At 73.3% G+C, this 18,550-nt stretch carries 23 protein-coding genes; 3 read left to right on the plus strand and 20 right to left on the minus strand.

The annotated features are described in order from the left end of the window. The 3 genes from BM165_RS14400 to BM165_RS14410 form a co-directional block, all read right to left on the minus strand. Positions 1-574, minus strand: a 574-nt coding sequence (locus BM165_RS14400; protein WP_208976751.1) for a hypothetical protein, incomplete at its 3' end; no start/stop codon positions are given. Positions 575-894: 320 nt separating this feature from the next. Further along, a complete protein-coding gene (locus BM165_RS14405) occupies positions 895-1,839 on the minus strand; it encodes a helix-turn-helix domain-containing protein (RefSeq protein WP_083427372.1) in 945 nt (314 codons plus the stop codon). 675 nt (positions 1,840-2,514) lie between these two features. Further along, positions 2,515-2,730 carry a MerR family transcriptional regulator gene (locus BM165_RS14410; RefSeq protein WP_075014263.1) on the minus strand — a complete coding sequence of 72 codons (216 nt, stop codon included), beginning with the start codon at positions 2,728-2,730 and terminating at the stop codon, positions 2,515-2,517. Between the two features lie 930 nt (positions 2,731-3,660). Here BM165_RS14410 and BM165_RS14415 point away from each other — a divergent pair. Beyond that, complete coding sequence (locus tag BM165_RS14415) at positions 3,661-3,879, plus strand: hypothetical protein (protein WP_075014264.1); 219 nt, start codon at positions 3,661-3,663, stop codon at positions 3,877-3,879. A gap of 146 nt (positions 3,880-4,025) precedes the next feature. Here the strand turns inward: BM165_RS14415 and BM165_RS14420 are convergent, their stop codons facing one another. From BM165_RS14420 to rpsP, 13 genes are all read right to left on the minus strand, one after another. Beyond that, positions 4,026-5,432, minus strand: a complete 1,407-nt coding sequence (locus tag BM165_RS14420) for a recombinase family protein (protein WP_075014265.1) — start codon at positions 5,430-5,432, stop codon at positions 4,026-4,028. Continuing rightward, complete coding sequence (locus BM165_RS14425; RefSeq protein WP_244274231.1) at positions 5,372-5,710, minus strand: magnesium chelatase domain-containing protein; 339 nt, start codon at positions 5,708-5,710, stop codon at positions 5,372-5,374. The genes BM165_RS14420 and BM165_RS14425 overlap by 61 nt, the downstream gene beginning before the upstream one ends. Further along, positions 5,707-6,066, minus strand: a complete 360-nt coding sequence (locus BM165_RS14430) for a YraN family protein (protein ID WP_075014266.1) — start codon at positions 6,064-6,066, stop codon at positions 5,707-5,709. Before BM165_RS14430 ends, BM165_RS14425 begins: the two co-directional genes overlap by 4 nt. Positions 6,067-6,197: 131 nt before the next feature. Beyond that, on the minus strand, positions 6,198-6,518 hold the full coding sequence (locus BM165_RS14435; protein WP_073421822.1) for a DUF2469 domain-containing protein: 321 nt from the start codon (positions 6,516-6,518) through the stop codon (positions 6,198-6,200). Beyond that, positions 6,515-7,312: a ribonuclease HII gene (locus BM165_RS14440; RefSeq protein WP_083427373.1), complete on the minus strand. Its 798-nt coding sequence runs from the start codon at positions 7,310-7,312 to the stop codon at positions 6,515-6,517. The genes BM165_RS14435 and BM165_RS14440 overlap by 4 nt, the downstream gene beginning before the upstream one ends. A gap of 173 nt (positions 7,313-7,485) precedes the next feature. After that, positions 7,486-8,202, minus strand: coding sequence for a response regulator transcription factor (locus BM165_RS14445; protein ID WP_075014268.1), 717 nt, complete (start codon positions 8,200-8,202; stop codon positions 7,486-7,488). Between the two features lie 258 nt (positions 8,203-8,460). Beyond that, on the minus strand, positions 8,461-9,363 hold the full coding sequence (lepB, locus tag BM165_RS14450) for a signal peptidase I (RefSeq protein ID WP_075014269.1): 903 nt from the start codon (positions 9,361-9,363) through the stop codon (positions 8,461-8,463). A 78-nt stretch (positions 9,364-9,441) separates the two neighbouring features. Continuing rightward, positions 9,442-9,798 (minus strand): 50S ribosomal protein L19, encoded by a 357-nt coding sequence (rplS, locus tag BM165_RS14455; RefSeq protein ID WP_075014270.1) that lies wholly within the window; start codon positions 9,796-9,798, stop codon positions 9,442-9,444. 179 nt (positions 9,799-9,977) lie between these two features. Then, positions 9,978-10,493, minus strand: coding sequence for an NUDIX hydrolase (locus tag BM165_RS14460; RefSeq protein WP_244274232.1), 516 nt, complete (start codon positions 10,491-10,493; stop codon positions 9,978-9,980). Next, the gene (gene trmD / locus BM165_RS14465) at positions 10,486-11,223 is read right to left on the minus strand and encodes a tRNA (guanosine(37)-N1)-methyltransferase TrmD (RefSeq protein ID WP_075014271.1); all 738 of its coding nucleotides are present in this window, start codon (positions 11,221-11,223) and stop codon (positions 10,486-10,488) included. Before trmD ends, BM165_RS14460 begins: the two co-directional genes overlap by 8 nt. Continuing rightward, positions 11,220-11,744 carry a ribosome maturation factor RimM gene (gene rimM, locus BM165_RS14470; RefSeq protein WP_083427374.1) on the minus strand — a complete coding sequence of 175 codons (525 nt, stop codon included), beginning with the start codon at positions 11,742-11,744 and terminating at the stop codon, positions 11,220-11,222. The genes trmD and rimM overlap by 4 nt, the downstream gene beginning before the upstream one ends. 17 nt (positions 11,745-11,761) lie before the next feature. Continuing rightward, on the minus strand, positions 11,762-11,998 hold the full coding sequence (locus tag BM165_RS14475) for an RNA-binding protein (protein ID WP_075014273.1): 237 nt from the start codon (positions 11,996-11,998) through the stop codon (positions 11,762-11,764). 3 nt (positions 11,999-12,001) lie between these two features. Beyond that, entirely contained in the window at positions 12,002-12,457 is a 456-nt protein-coding gene (gene rpsP, locus BM165_RS14480) for a 30S ribosomal protein S16 (RefSeq protein WP_075014274.1), read from the minus strand. A 158-nt stretch (positions 12,458-12,615) separates the two neighbouring features. Between rpsP and BM165_RS14485 the strand changes: the two genes are divergently transcribed. Then, positions 12,616-13,017 carry a VOC family protein gene (locus tag BM165_RS14485; RefSeq protein ID WP_208976752.1) on the plus strand — a complete coding sequence of 134 codons (402 nt, stop codon included), beginning with the start codon at positions 12,616-12,618 and terminating at the stop codon, positions 13,015-13,017. An 84-nt stretch (positions 13,018-13,101) separates the two neighbouring features. Here the strand turns inward: BM165_RS14485 and BM165_RS14490 are convergent, their stop codons facing one another. Continuing rightward, entirely contained in the window at positions 13,102-14,850 is a 1,749-nt protein-coding gene (locus tag BM165_RS14490) for a proline--tRNA ligase (protein WP_075014275.1), read from the minus strand. 111 nt (positions 14,851-14,961) lie between these two features. Here BM165_RS14490 and BM165_RS14495 point away from each other — a divergent pair, with 111 nt between their 5' ends. Then, a complete protein-coding gene (locus BM165_RS14495) occupies positions 14,962-15,426 on the plus strand; it encodes a YdeI/OmpD-associated family protein (protein WP_244274233.1) in 465 nt (154 codons plus the stop codon). Positions 15,427-15,432: 6 nt separating this feature from the next. Here the strand turns inward: BM165_RS14495 and BM165_RS14500 are convergent, their stop codons facing one another. The 3 genes from BM165_RS14500 to BM165_RS14510 all read right to left on the minus strand — a co-directional run bounded on the left by BM165_RS14500 (position 15,433) and on the right by BM165_RS14510 (position 18,543). After that, on the minus strand, positions 15,433-16,515 hold the full coding sequence (locus BM165_RS14500) for an amidohydrolase family protein (protein ID WP_177225203.1): 1,083 nt from the start codon (positions 16,513-16,515) through the stop codon (positions 15,433-15,435). Continuing rightward, positions 16,512-18,083 carry a signal recognition particle protein gene (gene ffh / locus BM165_RS14505; RefSeq protein ID WP_075014276.1) on the minus strand — a complete coding sequence of 524 codons (1,572 nt, stop codon included), beginning with the start codon at positions 18,081-18,083 and terminating at the stop codon, positions 16,512-16,514. Before ffh ends, BM165_RS14500 begins: the two co-directional genes overlap by 4 nt. A gap of 151 nt (positions 18,084-18,234) precedes the next feature. Next, entirely contained in the window at positions 18,235-18,543 is a 309-nt protein-coding gene (locus BM165_RS14510; RefSeq protein ID WP_075014277.1) for a helix-turn-helix transcriptional regulator, read from the minus strand. Positions 18,544-18,550 lie beyond the last annotated feature (7 nt).

Here is an 18,550-nt window from a genome sequence, read left to right on the forward strand (position 1 = left end):
GGATGGCGCGGGCTACCTGCTCGGCTTCGGCCGCCACCCGCCCGGCGCGGTCGACCTGGCCGGCGGCGGCCAGCGCCCCGGCCACGCCGGTCAGCGCCCGGGCCTGCTCCTCGGGTCTGCGGATTGTCCCGGCGAGGGCGGTTGCACGGTGTGGATGACCGAGGCGAGCCCACAGCCCTGGGAGATCGGTGGGGATGGCCTGGCTGCGTTGGGCGAGCCGGTCGTGTTCGACAACCAGGAGGACGAGTGCGGTGAGGTCGGGCTCCGGCTGGTCGACCAGGAGCTGTTGGGCTCGTTCGACCTCGGCGAGGGCAGCGGCGTCCGTGTTGGTGCGGACTCGCATGCGGTCGTGCCGGGCCGGGTCGGTGGCCATGCTCGTGAGCCGGTCGGCGGCGCCGATCTCGGCGAGCTGCTGCCCGTAGGGGACGAGGAAATAGCGGGGGGTGTCCGGGGGCCATCCCTGGGTGGCGTAGTCGTCGGCCCAGTCGTCGATCAGCCTGCGGAACTCGGGCAGGCGATTCTTGAATCGGTCGCGGGTGCGCTGCATGAGCAGGTCGTGGCCGAAGACATGCACGGTCTGGTGGGTTCCTCCTCGTTGGGCACCACCGCGAGACTGCGGTCGAGCAGGCCTAGATGCGCTCGAGGAGCCCCTCATTACTGCCGCACTCCTGCCGCACTCTTGCCGCACTCGCCGGAGGAAACGCTCGGCGGCGGCGGTGTCCCCGTGCCGGGCAGAGGCGCGACGTCTGGGCGCTCTCGGTGGACTGGCGATTCTCGGATGCGACGGTGGGGTGGGGGTCATGTGTTGACGCCCCACTGTGGTGCTGGACGGCGCCGTTTGACGCTGCCGTCGGTGAGGTGGCGGCGTGCGCGGGTGGTTGGGCCGGGTGCGGCTCACGGGGACACTCCGGCCCGGCTGCGATAAGAGTCGAGTCGATACGGCGTCGCTCGCCGGTGGGAGCTGTTCGCGGCGGGGAGCCCGCATCGCAGGCACTCATCAACGTCGGTCCGGGCGCTCTCGAATGTGTGTCCGGTGGGCCCTGGCCGAAGGGCTACGACGGCAGGCGTCGGCCGGTGAGGCGTCAGTGACTGGAATTCGTCGCTGGGGTGCTGCAGCCCGTCGAGCCAGGCGATGACGGCGCCGGCGCCAGCACGGTCCCAGCCGTGGTGGGCGACCAGTGGGCCAAGGCTGTCGCTGGTCCACCCGAGAACAGCGAGCCGGGTGCTTGCGACGTGGAGGCGGGGTCGGGAGACCTGTGCAGCGAGCGCCGCCGGCAGGTTGGCGCGAATGACGTCGAGGAGGCCTCTATCAACCGCCAGGCCGCTGGGTGCGTCGGTGGTGGTGTTCTGGGTTCTCTCCGAAGTCTCTGGTCCGTCTGCCGGACTGCTCGTGTCGAGAGACGGACGGCTGAGCGCGTCCAGCGGACGGCTGGCAGTTCTTTCAGCCGTCCGCGAGACGGACGATTCAGAAGTCCCAGCAGTCCGGGAGGCGGACGCCTGCTCTGCCTCAGCAGTCTGCAAGGCGGACGGCTGAGACTTCTTGCTGGCTGCCTTCTCCTCGTCCGGGACGGTCGGGATCTGCAGCCGGTAGCGGGCGGAGTGGTGTTGGCGAGCGCGCTCCACCAGCACCAGCCAGCCCTTGGATTCGAGGCCGCGCAGGGCCCGCGAGGCGGCGTCCCGGGACAGTCCGGTCCGCTGCATCAGCACGGGGAACGTGACCCATGCGATGTCACTGTCGCCTGCGTACTTCGCGTAGACGAGGGCCACCAGTCGCTCGAGCGGCTTGAGAGTGGTTGAGTTCCACACTGCGTCAGTCCATGCGTCCCGTGGCCAGCTCATCGGTGCTCCGGGATTTGGGCGACGCCGTGCCACGTCCGGCAGGCACTGCCGGCGCGACCAGGACGCGACTGCCGATAGCCCACCGGAACCATGAGGCCGCGGAGACGCGCATGGGCGATCAGTCGGTCCCGGCGAGACACGGTCGACGGGTTGTAAGCGCCGAGGTTGTCGACAACAAGCTCCCCGCCGCCCTCGGCCATGTGCAGGAGCACGGTCCGGGCTGCGGCCAGCCAACAGTGGTCGCCTCCCAGCAGCGCCTGCGCAGCGCCCGTCGGAGACGGCGCCACAGCCGGTCTGCGGTCGGGGTCGTGGCGTCGGTTCGCGGCCGGTATGGCGCACTGAGGGCACGCGTCGCCGCCGTCGCGGACGGCGACACAGTGATCGGCGATTACGTGTTGTCGTGGTCTCGTGGATTGTCCGGCGTCGCCGCTACCCTCGGCGGCGAGCGGTGCCTGTGCAGGGTGCGACTCGGTGTCCGGGTCGGCTGGGGGTGGAGCCCCGGCCGACCCGGTATCGTTGCGGCTCACGTCCGGGGACATCCCCGAAGGAGGAGTTGGACCCGTGCGCGCTGATGCTCGGACAGCGGCGGCGCAGCCGCTACCACCCGGGCGACGTAGTCAGCCAGGGACGTAGCGGTGGTCGTCTGGTGTGTGCAGGCGGCCGTAGCTGGGGCACTCACTGCGTCGGCTCCACACGGCCCACGGCGATGAAGGCAGCGAACTCCTGCTCGCTGATGAAGACGCGCCGGCCGACCCGATAACAGCCGAGCCGGCGGCGGTGCAGGAGGTGCTCGATGTGCCTGCGCGAGAAGGCTGGCCAGCGGGCGACCAGTTCGCCGATGGTGTAGAGGTCGCTGCCGCAGACCGCAGCAGGGGGGCGGGGGGCTGTCACCAAGGGTCTCCCGGGGACGGGTCGAGCCCGCAGTCCCGGGGGACTGATTGCTCAACGCCTGTCGCCCGGCCCGTAGCCAGCAGCGGTCGTGCGTCACGAGGATCTAATGCGGGTCAGTGCATGTCAATGTCAGCTGGTGATCCCACAGTGAGCTGCATACGTCCTTGCCGGAGATGACGTCCCGCTGAGAGCGGATGTAGTTCCCCCATGTGCGGGTGCCGAACGAGAGGCGGGCCCGGTGGCGGCCGTCAACGTCGGCCGCAGCAGAGCGAACCAGCGCAGCGGCTTACGGCGCGACCCGCCCCAGGCCGGGAATTCGACTCCTCCCCCCGTCGGGCTCGGCACGATCCCCTGCAGGGGCCTCCGTGGCCATGGCGCCTGCCTCGGGACCGGTGGGCATCACCAGTCGCGGATGCCTCCGTCGACACGTAGGGCGCCGTCCGCTACCGCGGGCGGGACGGCTGCGAGGACACCGTTGATGGGCGCACCGCCGGTGGCGTAGTTGGTGACGGCCTCGATCTTGCGACCTTCAGTTGGCTCCCCGGACATCGGACCCCACATCGCCTCGATGTCGACGACCCACCGCTCGAGTGCGACCCGCGCAGCTCATTCGCGTCCACGGCCCATTCGAGGCCTTCCGGAGTGAGCGGTGGGCTGGCGGTGTGCCGGGGACTGTCGGCGGTCAGCCACGTTCAGCTCCACCGACTCCTCCCCCGCCGGCCCGTCGTCCACAGCGATTCACGTGGTCACCCGTAGTCCGCGTCGGCGAGTGCGTCCCGTAGGCCGTCACCGGACGCGCGCGTGCCGCATCTGAGTGAACGGTGCAAGGCCGTGACCCGAGGGCAAGGGGCTGGGACGCCAACCACTCCGCCGGGCGATGACTAGTGGCAGACCAGCCGCCGCGGGCACGGCATTCACAACGATGAGGTCATGCCCACCGTCGAAGCCACAACCGCCCTGCCGTACCCACATGCGGAGCGAGCCACGGCGGGACTGCGCGCGGCGCTGCGGGAGCAGCATCCCAACGGCGAGCCGCCCGACTGGTCCAAGCTTGTGGTGACGGGCCCGGTCGAGGCGCGGGACATCCGGGGCCGGACCTGGTTCCATTACCGCGCCGCCCTTCCCGTCAGTTCCTCCGCGGCCCACTGAGCGACACAAGCCGGCCGCTCCAGACCTGCAGCACCCCCTCGTCCAGATCCGCAGGTTTTGATGTACAGGACACCCTTCGCGCCGGGCTTAGTAAAGCCCCATTAGATGAGCGCCGTCAGCACGACGGCCGGGGCGCGCGAGCGCAGTCAGCCTGCCTTCCAGGTGATCTCGATGCCGCGGGGGTCGAAGTAGGACTCCCCTGGCCGCCACCCGGGCGGACGTCCGCGACGGGCTCGGTGCACCGTCACCGTCATCAGCACATCGATGATGGCGCGTCGCCGGGACAGGTCGAGCGGGGGCCATACGTCGGCCGCCGATGGCCCTGCAATGCCGGCGAGAGCTGAGACACCGGCGGCGGCCAGGCGGGCATCCAGCGCGTCGAGCTGCCCGCGGAGCGTGGCCGTGCCGCGCTGCAGTTGCTGGCCGGTGACTTGCCCGACAGCGAACCGGTCAATCAGCTCATCAAGCCGGGCCTGAACAGCAAGCCGCTCGGCGTGCACTGCCGACGTGTCGTCCGCCGAGTCCGGCGCGCTAAGGTCCGCCGCGTCAGGCTGCGACAGCCGCTCAACCGCCAGGGCCTCCACGAAGGCGTCCAGCTGCGCGCAGCGGCGCACGACATGCGCACCCTGTTCACAGCGGTACGCGGCGACACTCCCCCGACCGAGGCCGCCCGTGCCCCCCGTGGTCGCCCGCAAGGTCGCCCCGCAGACCCCGCACCGGTAGAGCCCTCCCCCAAGCCAGCGACGGGCATTCCCAGTCGTCGTGCGGCGCGACGGGTCACTCATTAACGCCCGGGCAGCCTGCCACAGGGACTCGTCGACGATTGCTGGCCACTGAGCCTTGCCGACGACCTCGCCGCGGTGCTCCATCAACCCGGCATTCCGCGGGCGGGTGAGCAGCTTTCGGACCTCGGTCGCCTTCCATTGACCTCCGGTCGACGTCGTGACCCCGCGGGCGTTCCAGTCGCGGGCAATCGCGTGCAGACTCATGCCCGCCAGCAGGTCATCGGTGGCGCGTTGGATCTCCTCGGCCTCGGCCTCGCGCAGCGCGACCCCGTCTGGCTCGTAGCCGAACGGCCTCCGGCCGCCCTTCCAGCGGCCGGCCGTGGCGGCCTGGAGCTTCGCGGCCTGCTGACGCTCGATCATGTGCTCGACCTCGTACCGGCCGGCGCTGCCTAGCATGCGGGCCACCATCCGCCCCGAGGGTGTGGCGAGGTCAAGTGGACCGGCCTTGACAGTCTGGGTGATGACGCCGCGGGGGTCGCAGACGTCGATGTACTCCTCGAGCTCTACGGGACGACGGTGGAGCCGATCGGTGTGCCAGACGACGACGGCGTCGGCGCGTCCGCGCCGCAGGTCATCGAGGAGAGCGTGGTAGCCGGGCCGGGGGCGTCCCGAGTAGGCGGAGAGGTCGTTGTCCGAGTGGTGGGCAACGACGCCCCAGCCGAGACGTTCAGCAAGCTCAGCGCAGTCCTGGCGTTGCCGGTCGACGCCTAGACCGGCGCCCTCCCGGTCCTTGCTGATCCGGCTGTAAAGGACGGCACGACGGCGCATGCATAGCAGTGTCTCAGTTCAGATATCGCTAGGTCGAACCCGCTCCCCTGCTTCGGCATGGCGGCCGGGGAGAGCCCGATGGTGATCCGGCGCATCGGCCACGCCGCACCGGTGTTGACGACGGCGGCGCGGACGCGGTCCACCGACTGGCGCACCACGGCGTCGGGCAGGCCGACGAGCACGACGCCCGGGAGACCGGCGGACATGTCCACCTCGACCTCCACCAGCGCCCCGGTGACCCCCGCCAGGCCGACCGACCAGGTGCGGGCGAGGGTCACGAGAAGGCCCCGCGCAGGTGCGTCACCACGGCCGGGCCGGCGGGGCGGACGAGCACGCCGACGACGTCGAAGCGCAGGTCCGGCGCGTGCTCGTCGTGCGCGGCCAGCCAGCGCTGGGCCAGCGTGCGCAGGCGCCGCTGCTTGGTGACCGGCACCGCCTCGACCGGGTGGCCGAAGCCGGTGGCACGGCGGGTCTTCACCTCGCAGAAGACGATCGCCCCGCCGTCCCGGGCGACGATGTCGAGCTCGCCGTCGCGGCAGCGCCAGTTGCGGTCGAGGACGCGCAGCCCGGCGTCGGTGAGGTAGGTCGCGGCGATCGCCTCACCGCGGCTGCCGAGTTCGGAGGTGGTGGACACCCGCCGACCGTCGCCCGGCGCACCCCGCCCGTGCGGCTGCGCCGGTGGTCTGTGGACGGCGGCGGGGGCTGTGGACGGGCGCGCCGGTCCCGTCGGCCCCGCCGGTCAGCGTCCGGGGCGTGAGGACCGGATCAGGTGATGCGCGGGCCGTCGGGCAGCTCGAGGTCGGGCTTGTCGAGCTCCTCGACGTTGACGTCCTTGAACGTCAGCACCCGGACGTTGCGCACGAAGCGGGCCGGCCGGTACATGTCCCAGACCCAGGCGTCGGAGAGCTTGAGCTCGAAGAACACCTCGCCGCCGGCCTCGCGGACCTGCAGGTCGACGGAGTTGGCCAGGTAGAAGCGCCGCTCGGTCTCCACCACGTAGGTGAACTGCCGGACGATGTCCCGGTACTCGCGATAGAGCTGCAGCTCCATCTCGGTCTCGTACTTCTCCAGGTCCTCGGTGCTCATCGCGGCTCTCCGGAGATCGTGCGCATGCCCCCATCATCGACCATGCCGCCCGGACCGGTGAGCTGGAGTTCCCGTCCGGCGTGCGCGTCGCGGGCTCGGACGACGTTGACGAACCGCGACCGGTGCTCGGGACAGGGTCCGTGACGCTCCAGCGCGGCCGTGTGCGTCCCCGTCGTGTAGCCCTTGTGCACGGCGAAGTCGTACTCGGGGAAGCGCTCGTGCAGGTCGAGCATGATGCGGTCCCGGGTCACCTTGGCCAGCACCGAGGCGGCCGCCACGCAGGCCGCGACCCGGTCGCCCTTCCACACGGCCAGGTTCGGCACGCCCAGGCCGGGCACGGGGAAGCCGTCGGTGAGCACATAGTCGGCGGCGGGGTCGAGCGCGCACACCGCCCGGCGCAGCGCCTCGAGGTTGGTCACGTGCATGCCGCGCGCGTCGAGGTCGGCGACCGGGATGACGACGACCGACCACGAGACCGCGCGGTCGACCACCTCGTCGTAGACGCGGTCCCGGGCGGCGGCGGTCAGCAGCTTGGAGTCCGCGAGCCCGGGGACGCGGCCCCGGCGGCCGGCGGGCAGCACGCAGGCGGCGGCCACCAGCGGGCCGGCGCAGGCGCCGCGACCGGCCTCGTCGGCGCCGGCCACGGCGGAGAAGCCGCGACGGCGCAGCGAGCGCTCCATGTCCCACAGCGCGTCGTCGGGGACGGGGTCGCCGGGCCCGGACGGGTCGGGAGGGCGGGTGCGGGCGGCCGGCGTCGCGGCGGCCCGGTGAGCGGGGGGAAGACGGCCTGCCATCGCCGTCCGACACTACGACGCCGTGCCGACGGGCCGGCCGGGCCGTCGGCCGGAACGACCACGGGCCGGTCCCCGGGGGCAGAGGGGACCGGCCCGTGGACCGGAGCGGGCCGCAGGGCCCGCGGTCGGGACCGCCGAGGAGGCGGACGGTCCGGACGAGGAGGGGTGGGTCGTCAGACCTCCACCGAAGCCGGCGCGGTGACGCGGTGGGCGCCGCAGGTGCAGGACGCCGAGCCGCGGGAGGACAGGACCAGCGAGACCGCGTGCGCCCGGTCGCGGGCACCCAGCTTGCGCAGGATCGCCTTGACGTGGGACTTGACGGTGTCCTCGCTGATGAAGAGGTTGCGGCCGATCTGCCGGTTGGACTGGCCCTGCAGCAGCTCGTCGAGGACGTCCTGCTCGCGGCGGGTCAGCGGCACCTCGGGGGTGAGCGGCTTGCCGACCGGGGCGGCGGCGGCCTCGACACGGCGGATCTGCGGGTCGACGACCGTGCGGCCGGCGCGGGCGGCCAGGATCGCCCAGCCGAGCAGGGTCGGCGAGGTGTTGAGCAGGAGGTACCCGCGGACGCCGGCGGCGACGGCCTCGTTGACCACGGCCGGGTCCTCGGAGGTGGCCAGGGCGACGACGGCGACCCGGGGGAAGCGGCGGCGCAGGTCGCGGATCACGTTGAGGGTGGCAGCGCGGCCGGCACCCAGCTCGACGACCACGGCGTCGGGACGGGCGGTCTCGACGAGGGTCAGGGCTCGGCGCAGCTCGCCCGGGGTGCCCACCGACTGCATGCCGGCGGTCTCGTTGACCATGCCGACCAGGCCGCGGCGCAGGACGGGGGCGTCGGCGAGGAGGAGCACGCGGGTGACGCCGCGGGTGGCGCTCGCCAGGGGTGCGGACACGACTTACTCCATTTCGGGGAACCGAGTTGCTCTCGATTACCCCATCGGGCGGTATTGGCGACTCCTTGAATGCTTTTCGGAGATTTCTTCGCCACCCGGTGTTCGCGTCCCACGTCACGGGAGTAACACTCCCCGGCGATCGATTCCACATTGTCGACATGGTGACGACCATTCTGTGAATGGTCCCCACCACTCCTGCGACGACGACGGCGCCGCCCCGGGTGCGGGACGGCGCCGTCGGAGGAGGAGACGGGGAGGTCAGCCCGGTGGCGGGCGGCGCAGGCGGCGGGAACGGCTCCACAGGGCCACCGGCAACGCGCCGACCACCCCGGCGGTGAGGGGCAGCGCCTGGCCCACCGCGCCGGAGACCGCGGCGGCGCGGGCGGCCTGGATGTCCGGGGAGTCGAGGGTGCCGAAACGGTCCACCGGCCACACGATGAGCGCGGCCTTGCCGATGACGTCGTCGACGGCGATCGTGCCGCCGTAGCGGTCGCCGACGTGCGACCGCGAATCCGCCGAGGCCGAGCGGTGGTCACCCATCACCCACAGCCGGTCCTCGGGCACGGTCACGGGGCCGAAGGCGCGGCTCTCGATCGGGGTGTTCTCGAAGACGTAGGGCTCGTCGAGCGGCTCGCCGTCGACGGTGACCCGGCCCTCGGCGTCACAGCACTGCACGGTCTGCCCGCCGGTCGCGATGACCCGCTTGACGTAGTCGTCCTCGCTCGGCGGCGCCACACCCACGGTGCGGCCCAGCCAGAGCAGGGCGCCGGTGAACCAGTTGGAGGGCTCCTGGATGTCGACCTCGGGCGTCCAGGTGTCGGGCCCCTCGAACACCACGATGTCGCCGGGCTCGGGCTCGCCGAACCAGTACGGGACCTTGTTGACCAGCACCCGGTCGCCCGTGCAGCCGGGGCAGCCGTGCAGGGTCTGCTCCATCGACCCGGACGGGATGAAGAAGGCCTGTGCCAGGAACGTCTTCACCAGCAGCGCGAGCACGAAGGCCACGACCAGCAGGACGGGCAGCTCGCGCAGCAGGGAGCTCTTCTTCTCCGGCTCGGCCGGACGGCGCCACCAGGAGGCCCGGTGCCCCGCGGCACCCGGCGGCGGCGGGTCCTCCCCCGGGACGACGTCGGCGGGTCCCCCGGACCGGTCGCTGCTCATCGGGAGCCAGCGTACGGCCGCGGGGGACCCGCCGTGGGAGGGCCGGGTCGGGCCGGCGCCTCGCGTCGTGCGGAGTCGTCAGCGCGTGACGGTCTCGCGCTTCTCCTTGATCTTGGCGGCCTTGCCGCGCAGCTCACGGAGGTAGTACAGCTTCGCCCGGCGGACGTCACCGCGGGTCAGCACCTCGATCTTCTCCACGACCGGTGTGTGCACGGGGAAGGTGCGCTCGACGCCCACGCCGAAGCTGACCTTGCGCACGGTGAAGGTCTCGCGGATCCCGCCACCCTGGCGGCGGATGACCACGCCCTGGAAGACCTGGATGCGCGAGCGGTTGCCCTCGACGACGCGGACGTGCACCTTGACGGTGTCCCCGGGGCGGAACTCGGGGATGTCGTCGCGCAGCGAGTCGGCGTCGAGTACGTCCAGGGTGTTCATCGCAGCTTGTCCTCGGTCTCAGCAGTGGCTCGTCGTCGGTCCGGGCAGCGGGACACCCCGCGCTCCGGACCAGGGGGCTGCGACTCCGGGGACCCGTCGGCGGGCGCCTCCGGTCTGCAGCGACTCTCTACTGTGCCACATCCCCGCCGGACTGCCGAGCGCGGCCCGGGACGCGGGGGTCAGTCCACGACACGGGGTGGCCGGCGCCACGGCCCGGCGAGCAGCTCCGGCAGCACCGCGCCGAGCTCTCCTGGCGCGAACTCCTCGCCGCTGGCGGCGATCTCCCCGGCCGTCCACCAGCGGTGCGGCTCCTCGCCGAGCAGCTCCAGCTCGGTGCGGCCGGCCGGGTCGACCTCGTGGACGACGTCGCGGAGGACGAAGAAGGTCTCGCGGCTGTCGACGTCGACCCCGGCGAAGGGGCCGACGTGGCGGCGCAGCCACACCGGGCCCTCGAGCGCGGCGGGGTCGACCACGAGGCCGATCTCCTCGGCGAGCTCGCGGGCGGCGGCCACGCGGACGCTCTCGCCGTCCTCCACTCCCCCGCCGGGCGTGTACCAGAACAGCACGTCACCGGGCGGGATCGCGGGGTCGGTCAGCCGTGCGCCGAGGAGCAGCACCCGGCCGTCGGGGTCGAGGACGACCACCCGCGCCGTGGGGCGCACGATCGCTCGCCCACCCACCCGGTCGTCAGTCACCGCCCAGGACCGCCCGGTCGTCCGGTGACAGCGCGTCCTCGGGCAGTGCGGCGAGCAGGTCGGGACGGCGGTCTGCGGTGCGCCGCAGCGACTCCGCCCGGCGCCAGCGCGCCACGGCGGCGTGGTCGCCGGAGAGCAGGACCGCGGGGACGTCGAGGCCGCGCCACGAGGCCGGGCGGGTGTAGGAGGGGCCCTCGAGCAGCCCGTCGGCGTGCGAGTCGAACTCGACCGACTCCCGGTTGCCGACGACCCCGGGGACCAGCCGGGTGACCGCCTCGACCATCACCAGCACCGCCGACTCGCCGCCGGCCAGCACGTAGTCGCCGATGGAGACCTCGGAGACGGGCCCGTCCTGCGCGGCCCACTCGGCGACGCGCTGGTCGATGCCCTCGTAGCGGCCGCAGGCGAACACCAGACCGGGCTCGGCCGCCCACTCCGCGGCGACGGCCTGGGTGAACGGGCGCCCGGCCGGCGTGGGGACGACCAGCCGCGTGCCGGGCGGGCGGACGTCGGCCAGCGCCCGCGCCCACGGCTCGGGGCGCATCACCATGCCGGGCCCGCCGCCGTAGGGGGCGTCGTCGACGGTGCGGTGGACGTCGTCGGTCCACTGCCGCAGGTCGTGCACCCCGACGGAGACCAGCCCGCGCTCGGCGGCCCGGCCGAGCAGGGACTGCCGCAACGGGGCGAGGTAGTCGGGGAAGATCGTGACGACGTCGATCCGGAAGGTCACAGGTCGAGCAGCCCCTCGGGCGGGTCGACGACGACCTCGCCGGCGGCCAGGTCCACCGTGGGCACCATCGCGCTGACGAAGGGCACGAGCAGCTCGCCGCCCTCGACGCGGTGCACGACCAGCAGGTCGGCACCCTCGTGGCGGACGGCGGCGACCTCGCCCAGCGGCGTGCCGTCGGGGAGCCGGGCGGCCAGGCCGACGAGCTGGTGGTCGTAGTACGTGTCAGGGTCCTCCAGCGCCGGCAGGTCGGCGACCGGGACCTCGAGCAGGGTGTCGCGGAGGGTCTCGATCTCCTCGCGGGAGTCGTAGCCCTCGAACGCCAGCAGCAGCACCTCGCGGTGCCAGCGCGCGCCGGCGACGGTCAGGGGCCCGCGGTCGGCGGGGTCGGTCCGCAGCACGGTACCGACGCGGAAGCGGGCGTCGGGGTCGTCGCTGCGGACCTCGATCGTCGCCTCACCACGGACACCGTGGGGCCGGCCGATGCGGCCGACCACCACGGTGTCCTGGGGAGCGGGTCCCACGTCGGGGACGGAGCCGGTCAGCGCCCGTCGGTGTCGACGACGTCGACCCGCAGGCCGCGGCCGCCGACGCCGGCCATGACGGTGCGCAGGGCCTTGGCGGTGCGCCCGCCGCGGCCGATCACCTTGCCGAGGTCGTCGGGGTGCACCCGGACCTCGAGCGTCTTGCCGCGGCGGCCGCCCACCATGTCGACGGTGACGTCGCGCGGGTGGTCGACGATGCCCTTGACCAGGTGCTCGAGCGCCTCTTCGAGCACGTCTTACTCGGCGGCGGGCGTCTCGGCGGCGGCGTCCGCGGGGGCGGCACCGTCGGCAGGGGCGTCGGCCTTGGGAGCGGCCTTCTTCTTCGGGGTGGTGGCGCCCGCGGCCGGCTCGTCGCCGTTGCCGCGGACGGCCTCCTCGTAGAGGGCCTTGCGGTCGGGCTTGGGGGCGGCGACCTTCATGGGCGGCGGGGCCGGCTCGCCCTTGAACCTCTGCCAGTCACCGGTGACCCGGAGGATCGCCGCGACGGCCTCGGTCGGCTGCGCGCCGACGCCGAGCCAGTACTGCGCACGCTCGCTGTCGACCTCGATGAAGGAGGGGTCCTCCTTCGGGTGGTACTTGCCGATCGTCTCGATCGAGCGGCCGTCGCGCTTGGTGCGCGAGTCGGCGACGACGATGCGGTAGTACGGGGCGCGCATCTTGCCCAGGCGCATGAGCTTGATCTTGGTGGCCACGGTGGCTCGTGTTCTCCTCGAACGCTGTCTGACGGTGCTCGCCGGAGCGACGCGTGGGGGTACGCCGGGGCGGAGCCAGGGACACGGCCGGCAGCGGTGAGAGGGCCGCGCACCGCCGTGTTCGACCGACCATGATGCCAGATGCGGGGAGGCACGCAGTGACCAGCCGGGGTCTGCTCCACCACGTGGAGCTGTGGGTGCCCGATCTCGCCCGCGCCGAGCGCTCGTGGGGGTGGCTGCTCACCGCCCTGGGCGCGGCGCCCTACCAGTCGTGGGAGCACGGCCGGTCCTGGCGGCTGGACGGGGTCTACGTCGTCGTCGAGCAGTCACCCGCGCTCACCGCCGGCACGCACGAGCGGCTCCGGCCGGGCCTCAACCACCTGGCGTTCTGGGCGGGGACGCCCGCTGACCTCGATGCCCTCGTCGCGGACGCGCCGGCGCACGGGTGGCGCCTGCTGTTCGCCGACCGCCACCCGTTCGCCGGGGGCCCCGACCACCGGGCGGCCTACCTCGAGGACGCCGACGGGTACGAGGTCGAACTGGTCGCCGTCCCCGGCTGACCGCCGGCCTCCCTGCAGGGACCCGCCCGAGCCCGCGAGCGGTGGGGGGCAGGGAGGTCCTTCCGTTGATCCCGGCGGGGCCCGTCAGCTCCGGACCGCGGCGAGCACGGTGGCCGCGGCGTCGGCCACCGGCACCTCCGCGCGCTCGCCCGTCGCGCGGTCGCGCACCTCGACGACGCCCTGCGCCAGCCCGCGGCCCACGGTGACGATCGTCGGCATGCCGAGCAGCTCGGCGTCCTTGAACTTCACGCCGGGGCTCACCTTCGGCCGGTCGTCGTAGAGCACGGTCAGGCCGGCGGCGACCAGCTCGTCGGACAGCGCCTGCGCGGCCTCGAACACCGCGGCGTCCTTGCCGGTGGCGACGACGTGCACGTCGGCCGGGGCGATCTCGCGCGGCCAGACCAGGCCCAGCTCGTCGTGGGTGGACTCGGCGATCGCGGCGACGGCGCGCGAGACCCCGATGCCGTAGGAGCCCATGGTGACGGTGACGAGCCTGCCGTTCTCGTCGAGCACCTGCAGGCCCAGCGCGTCGGCGTACTTGCGGCCGAGCTGGAAGATGTGGCCGATCTCGACGCCGCGGGCGAGCTCGAGCGGGCCGGAGCCGTCGGGCGCGGGGTCACCGGGCAGCACCTCGGCGGCCTCGACGGTGCCGTCCCAGGCGAAGTCGCGGCCGGCGACCAGGTCGAACACGTGCCTGCCGGGCGCGTTGGCGCCGGTGATCCACCGGGTGCCGGGGACCACGCGCGGGTCGACGAGGTAGCGGATGCCCGACTCGCTGTCCTTGCCGAGCACCTGGGGGCCGATGTAGCCCTTGACGAGGGCGGGGTGCCGCTCGAAGTCGGTGAACGGCTCCACCTCCGCCGGTGCCAGCTGCGCCTCCAGCCGCTTGGCGTCGACCTCGCGGTCGCCGGGGATGCCGACGACGAGCGGCTCGCGGGTGCCGTCGGGGTGGACCAGCGTCACGACGACGTTCTTGAGCGTGTCCGCGGCGGTGTACCCGGCGTCGGGGAACAGCTGCCGGGCGACGTCGACCAGCGTCTCGATGGTCGGGGTGTCGGGGGTGTCCTCGACGTGGGCCTCGGGCAGGCCGTCGAGGGGCACCGGGTCGGGGACGACGGTGCGCACCGCCTCGACGTTGGCCGCGTAGCCGCCGGGCGAGCGGACGAAGGTGTCCTCGCCGATCGCGGTGGGGTGCAGGAACTCCTCGCTCCTCGACCCGCCCATGGCCCCGGACATCGCCGAGACGATGACGTACTCGAGGCCCAGCCGGTCGAAGATCCGGATGTAGGCCTCGCGGTGCGCGGCGTAGGAGGCGTCGAGGCCGGCGTCGTCGACGTCGAAGGAGTAGCTGTCCTTCATCGTGAACTCGCGCCCGCGGAAGAGCCCGGCCCGGGGCCGCGCCTCGTCCCTGTACTTGTCCTGGATCTGGTAGATCGACAGCGGCAGGTCCTTGTACGACGAGTACAGGTCCTTCACCAGGAGCGTGAACATCTCCTCGTGGGTGGGGCCGAGCAGGAAGTCCGCCCCCCGCCGGTCCTGGAGCCGGAAGAGGTTGGGGCCGTACTCGGTCCAGCGCCCGGTCGCCTCGTAGGGCTCGCGGGGCAGCAACGCCGGGAAGTGCACCTCCTGGGCGCCCATCCGGTCCATCTCCTCGCGGACGACGCGCTCGACGTTGCGGAAGACCCGGTAGCCCAGCGGCAGCCAGGTGAAGCCGCCCGGCGCGGCCCGCCGGATGTAGCCGGCCCGGACCAGGAGCCGGTGACTGGGGACCTCGGCGTCGGCCGGGTCGTCGCGCAGCGTGCGCAGGAACAGCGTGGACATCCGCAACAGCACGCGACGAGTCTCCCAGGCCGGTCGAGCGGGTTCGCGGCCGATGAGCCCGGCGGCGTGCCAGGGTCTCCCCTCCGACCCCCGACCGGCCGATCCCCCAGGAGGCTGAGTGCCGTGACCGAGCAGCGCAGCGTGACCTTCGAGACGACGCTGGCCGCCAGCGGCAACAACACCGGCATCGAGGTGCCGCCGGAGCTGGTCGAGCAGCTGGGGGCCGGGCGACGGCCGCCGGTCCTGGTCGACCTCGACGGTCACGCCTACCGCAGCACCGTGGCCGTGATGGGCGGCCGGTACCTCGTCAGCGTCAGCGCCGCGGTCCGGCAGGCCACCGGGCTGACGGCCGGGGACCCGGTCCGGGTCACGCTGACGCTCGCCGACACCCCGCGCGAGGTGGACGTCCCCGCCGACCTCGCCGCCGCGCTGGCCGCGGACGAGCAGGCGGGCGCCTTCTTCGCGACGCTGTCCAACAGCCTGCAGCGGTACCACGTGGACACGGTGAACGGCGCGAAGACGGCCGAGACGCGGCAGCGGCGCATCGGGAAGGCCGTCGCGCTGTTCCGCGCCGGCCAGAAGCGGTGAGCCGCCTCAGACGACGCGGCCGCGCAGCAGGGTGAGCCGCGGCCGGGCCAGGACGTCGAGGTCGGCGCGCGGGTCGGCGTCGTAGACGACGGCGTCGGCCGGCGCGCCCTCCTCGATCCCGGGCAGCCCGAGCCAGGCGCGCGCCGACCACGACGCCGCCGCCAGCGCCGCCTCGGCGGGCAGGCCGGCCCGGCACAGCGCGTGCACCTCGTCGGCGATCCGGCCGTGCGCGATGCCGCCGCCGGCGTCGGTGCCGGCGAACACCGGCACCCCGGCCTCGTAGGCCGCGCGCACGACGGCGCCCGAGCCCGCGTACAGCCGCCGCATCGTGCTGGCGTAGGCGGGGAAGCGCTTCTCCCCCGCGGCCGCGAAGCCGGGGAAGTTCTCCACGTTGACCAGCGTGGGGACGACGGCGGTGCGACGGGCGGCCATCTCCCCCAGCAGGTCCTCGGTGAGGCCGGTGCCGTGCTCGATGCAGTCGATGCCGGCGCGCACGAGGCCGGGCAGGGCGTCGGCGCCGAAGGTGTGCGCGGTGACCCGGGCACCCTCCTCGTGCGCGGCCGCGATCGCGGCCGGGAGCACGTCGGCCGGCCACTCCGGCGCGAGGTCGCCGGCCGACCGGTCGATCCAGTCGCCGACCAGCTTGACCCAGCCGTCGCCGCGACGGGCCTGCACCCGCACCTCGGCGACGAGGTCCTCGGGCTCGAGCTCCACCGCCAGGCCGGGGATGTAGCGGCGGGTCCGCGCGATGTGCCGCCCGGCCCGGACGATCGTCGGCAGGTCGGGCTCGTCGTCGAGGGCCCGGGTGTCGACCGGCGAGCCGCAGTCGCGCAGTGCCAGCACGCCGGCGTCGCGCTCGGCCAGCGCCTGCCCGCGCAGGCCGGCGGGGTCCTCGACGGGTGCTCCGCCGGGGCCGATGCCGACGTGGCAGTGCGCGTCGACCAGGCCCGGCAGCAGCCACCCGCCGCGGGCGACGGTCTCGGCGCCGGGCACCGGCTCCGCCGTCCACCGGCCGTCGCGGACCCACAGGTCCCGGTGCCCGCCCTCGGGGAGGACGACCCCGGACAGGTGCAGGGCGGCCGGGCTCACCGCCCGGGCCGCTCGTCCCCGAACTTGCTGAAGTCGAGCTTGCTCAGGTCGGGCAGGGCCTGGCCCGGCGGCAGCGACGGCATCCCGCCGGGCAGCCCGCCGAAGGGGTTGCCGGCGCCGGGCGGCAGCCCCGGGGCGCCCGCCGGCCGGCGGGCGGGGGCCTTGCCGCCCTTGCCCTTCTTGCCCTTGCCCTTCTTCGACGACTGGGCCTGCATCTGGCGGCCGCGGGCCTTCTTCGACATGGGGCCCATGCCGGGCATGCCCATGCTCCCGGCCATCTGGCCCATCATCTTCTGGGCCTGCGCGAAGCGCTCCAGCAGCTGGTTGACCTCGGTGACGGTCACGCCGGAGCCGTTGGCGATGCGCACCCGCCGGGACGCGTTGATGATCTTGGAGTCGACCCGCTCCTGCGGCGTCATCGAGCGGATGATCGCCGCGGTGCGGTCGAGGTCGCGGTCGTCGACCTGCTTGAGCTGCTCCTTCATCGCCCCGGCGCCGGGCAGCATGCCGAGCAGGTTGGCGATCGGGCCCATCTTGCGGATGGCCATCATCTGCTCGAGGAAGTCCTCGAGGGTGAAGCCCTCGCGGCTGGCCAGCTTGCCGGCCATCTTCTCGGCCTGGTCGGCGTCGAAGGCCTGCTCGGCCTGCTCGATGAGGGTGAGCACGTCGCCCATGCCGAGGATGCGCGAGGCCATCCGCTCGGGGTGGAAGACGTCGAAGTCGGTGAGCTTCTCGCCGGTGGAGGCGAACATGATCGGCTGCCCGGTCACGTAGCGGACCGAGAGCGCGGCACCACCGCGGGCGTCGCCGTCGAGCTTGGTGAGGACCACGCCGGAGAAGCCGACGCCGTCGCGGAAGGCCTCGGCGGTGGTGACGGCGTCCTGGCCGATCATCGCGTCGACGACGAAGAGCGTCTCGTCGGGCTGCACGGCGTCGCGGATGCCGGCGGCCTGCGCCATGAGCTCGGCGTCGATGCCCAGCCGGCCGGCGGTGTCGACGACGACGACGTCGTGCAGCGTGCGGCGGGCGTGGTCGATCGAGTCCGCGGCCACCCGGATCGGGTCGCCGACGCCGTTGCCGGGCTCGGGCGCGTAGACGTCGACGCCGGCCTGCCGGGCCACGATCGACAGCTGGTTGACCGCGTTGGGGCGCTGCAGGTCGCAGGCCACGAGCAGCGGGGTGTGGCCCTGGCCCTTGAGCCAGCGGCCCAGCTTGCCGGCGAGGGTCGTCTTCCCGGAGCCCTGAAGACCGGCCAGCATGATCACCGTGGGTGACTGCTTGGCGTAGCGCAGCCGGCGGGTCTCGCCGCCGAGGATCTGGATGAGCTCCTCGTTGACGATCTTGATGACCTGCTGCGCGGGGTTGAGCGCCTGCGAGACCTCCGCCCCGCGGGCCCGCTCCTTGACCGCGGCGATGAAGGCGCGCACCGCCGGCAGCGCGACGTCGGCCTCCAGCAGCGCGATGCGGATCTCGCGCGCGGTGGCGTCGATGTCGGCGTCGGTCAGCCGGCCCTTGCCGCGCAGGCCGGTGAAGACCTTGTCGAGGCGGTCGGAGAGGGTCTCGAACACAGCACGTCCTCGTCAGAGCTCGCGGGCGCGGTCCGCCGGCCGGACCGGCCGGCGACTCGGAACGGGTCCGTCGGGCCGGACCCTCGCGCCTCCTGACCCCAGGGTATCGAGAAGCCGCCCCGCGACCGTCCCTACGGCGCCGGGCGGACCCTCAGTGCCCGGACGGGGCGGGCGCCGAGCCGGCCACCAGGGCGAGGAAGTCACCCACGCGCACGTGCTGCTCCAGCGGGTGCCGGAACCGCCCGTGCGTGGCGACGGTGTAGTGGTTGCGGCGGCCCACCCTGCGGCGCTCGACGTACCCGGCGGCCTCGAGGTCGGCGACGATGAGCTGCACCGCGCGGTCGGTGATGCCGACCCGCTCGGCGATGTCGCGGACCCGGGCCCCCGGGTCGGCGGCGAGGCTGACCAGCACGTGCCCGTGGTTGGACAGGAACGTCCAGCCGGGCGAGGAGGCGCTCACGCGGGCA

Origin of the sequence: Geodermatophilus obscurus (genome assembly GCF_900115395.1) — a bacterium.
Classification (GTDB): Bacteria; Actinomycetota; Actinomycetes; order Mycobacteriales; family Geodermatophilaceae; genus Geodermatophilus; species Geodermatophilus obscurus_B.

Coding starts and splice junctions, on each gene's coding strand:
- BM165_RS14405 (WP_083427372.1), bottom strand. CDS start 1,839: ATGAGCTGGCCACGGGACGCATGGACTGACGCAGTGTGGAACTCAACC.
- BM165_RS14415 (WP_075014264.1), top strand. CDS start 3,661: ATGCCCACCGTCGAAGCCACAACCGCCCTGCCGTACCCACATGCGGAG.
- BM165_RS14420 (WP_075014265.1), bottom strand. CDS start 5,432: ATGCGCCGTCGTGCCGTCCTTTACAGCCGGATCAGCAAGGACCGGGAG.
- BM165_RS14435 (WP_073421822.1), bottom strand. CDS start 6,518: ATGAGCACCGAGGACCTGGAGAAGTACGAGACCGAGATGGAGCTGCAG.
- BM165_RS14440 (WP_083427373.1), bottom strand. CDS start 7,312: ATGGCAGGCCGTCTTCCCCCCGCTCACCGGGCCGCCGCGACGCCGGCC.
- lepB (WP_075014269.1), bottom strand. CDS start 9,363: ATGAGCAGCGACCGGTCCGGGGGACCCGCCGACGTCGTCCCGGGGGAG.
- rplS (WP_075014270.1), bottom strand. CDS start 9,798: ATGAACACCCTGGACGTACTCGACGCCGACTCGCTGCGCGACGACATC.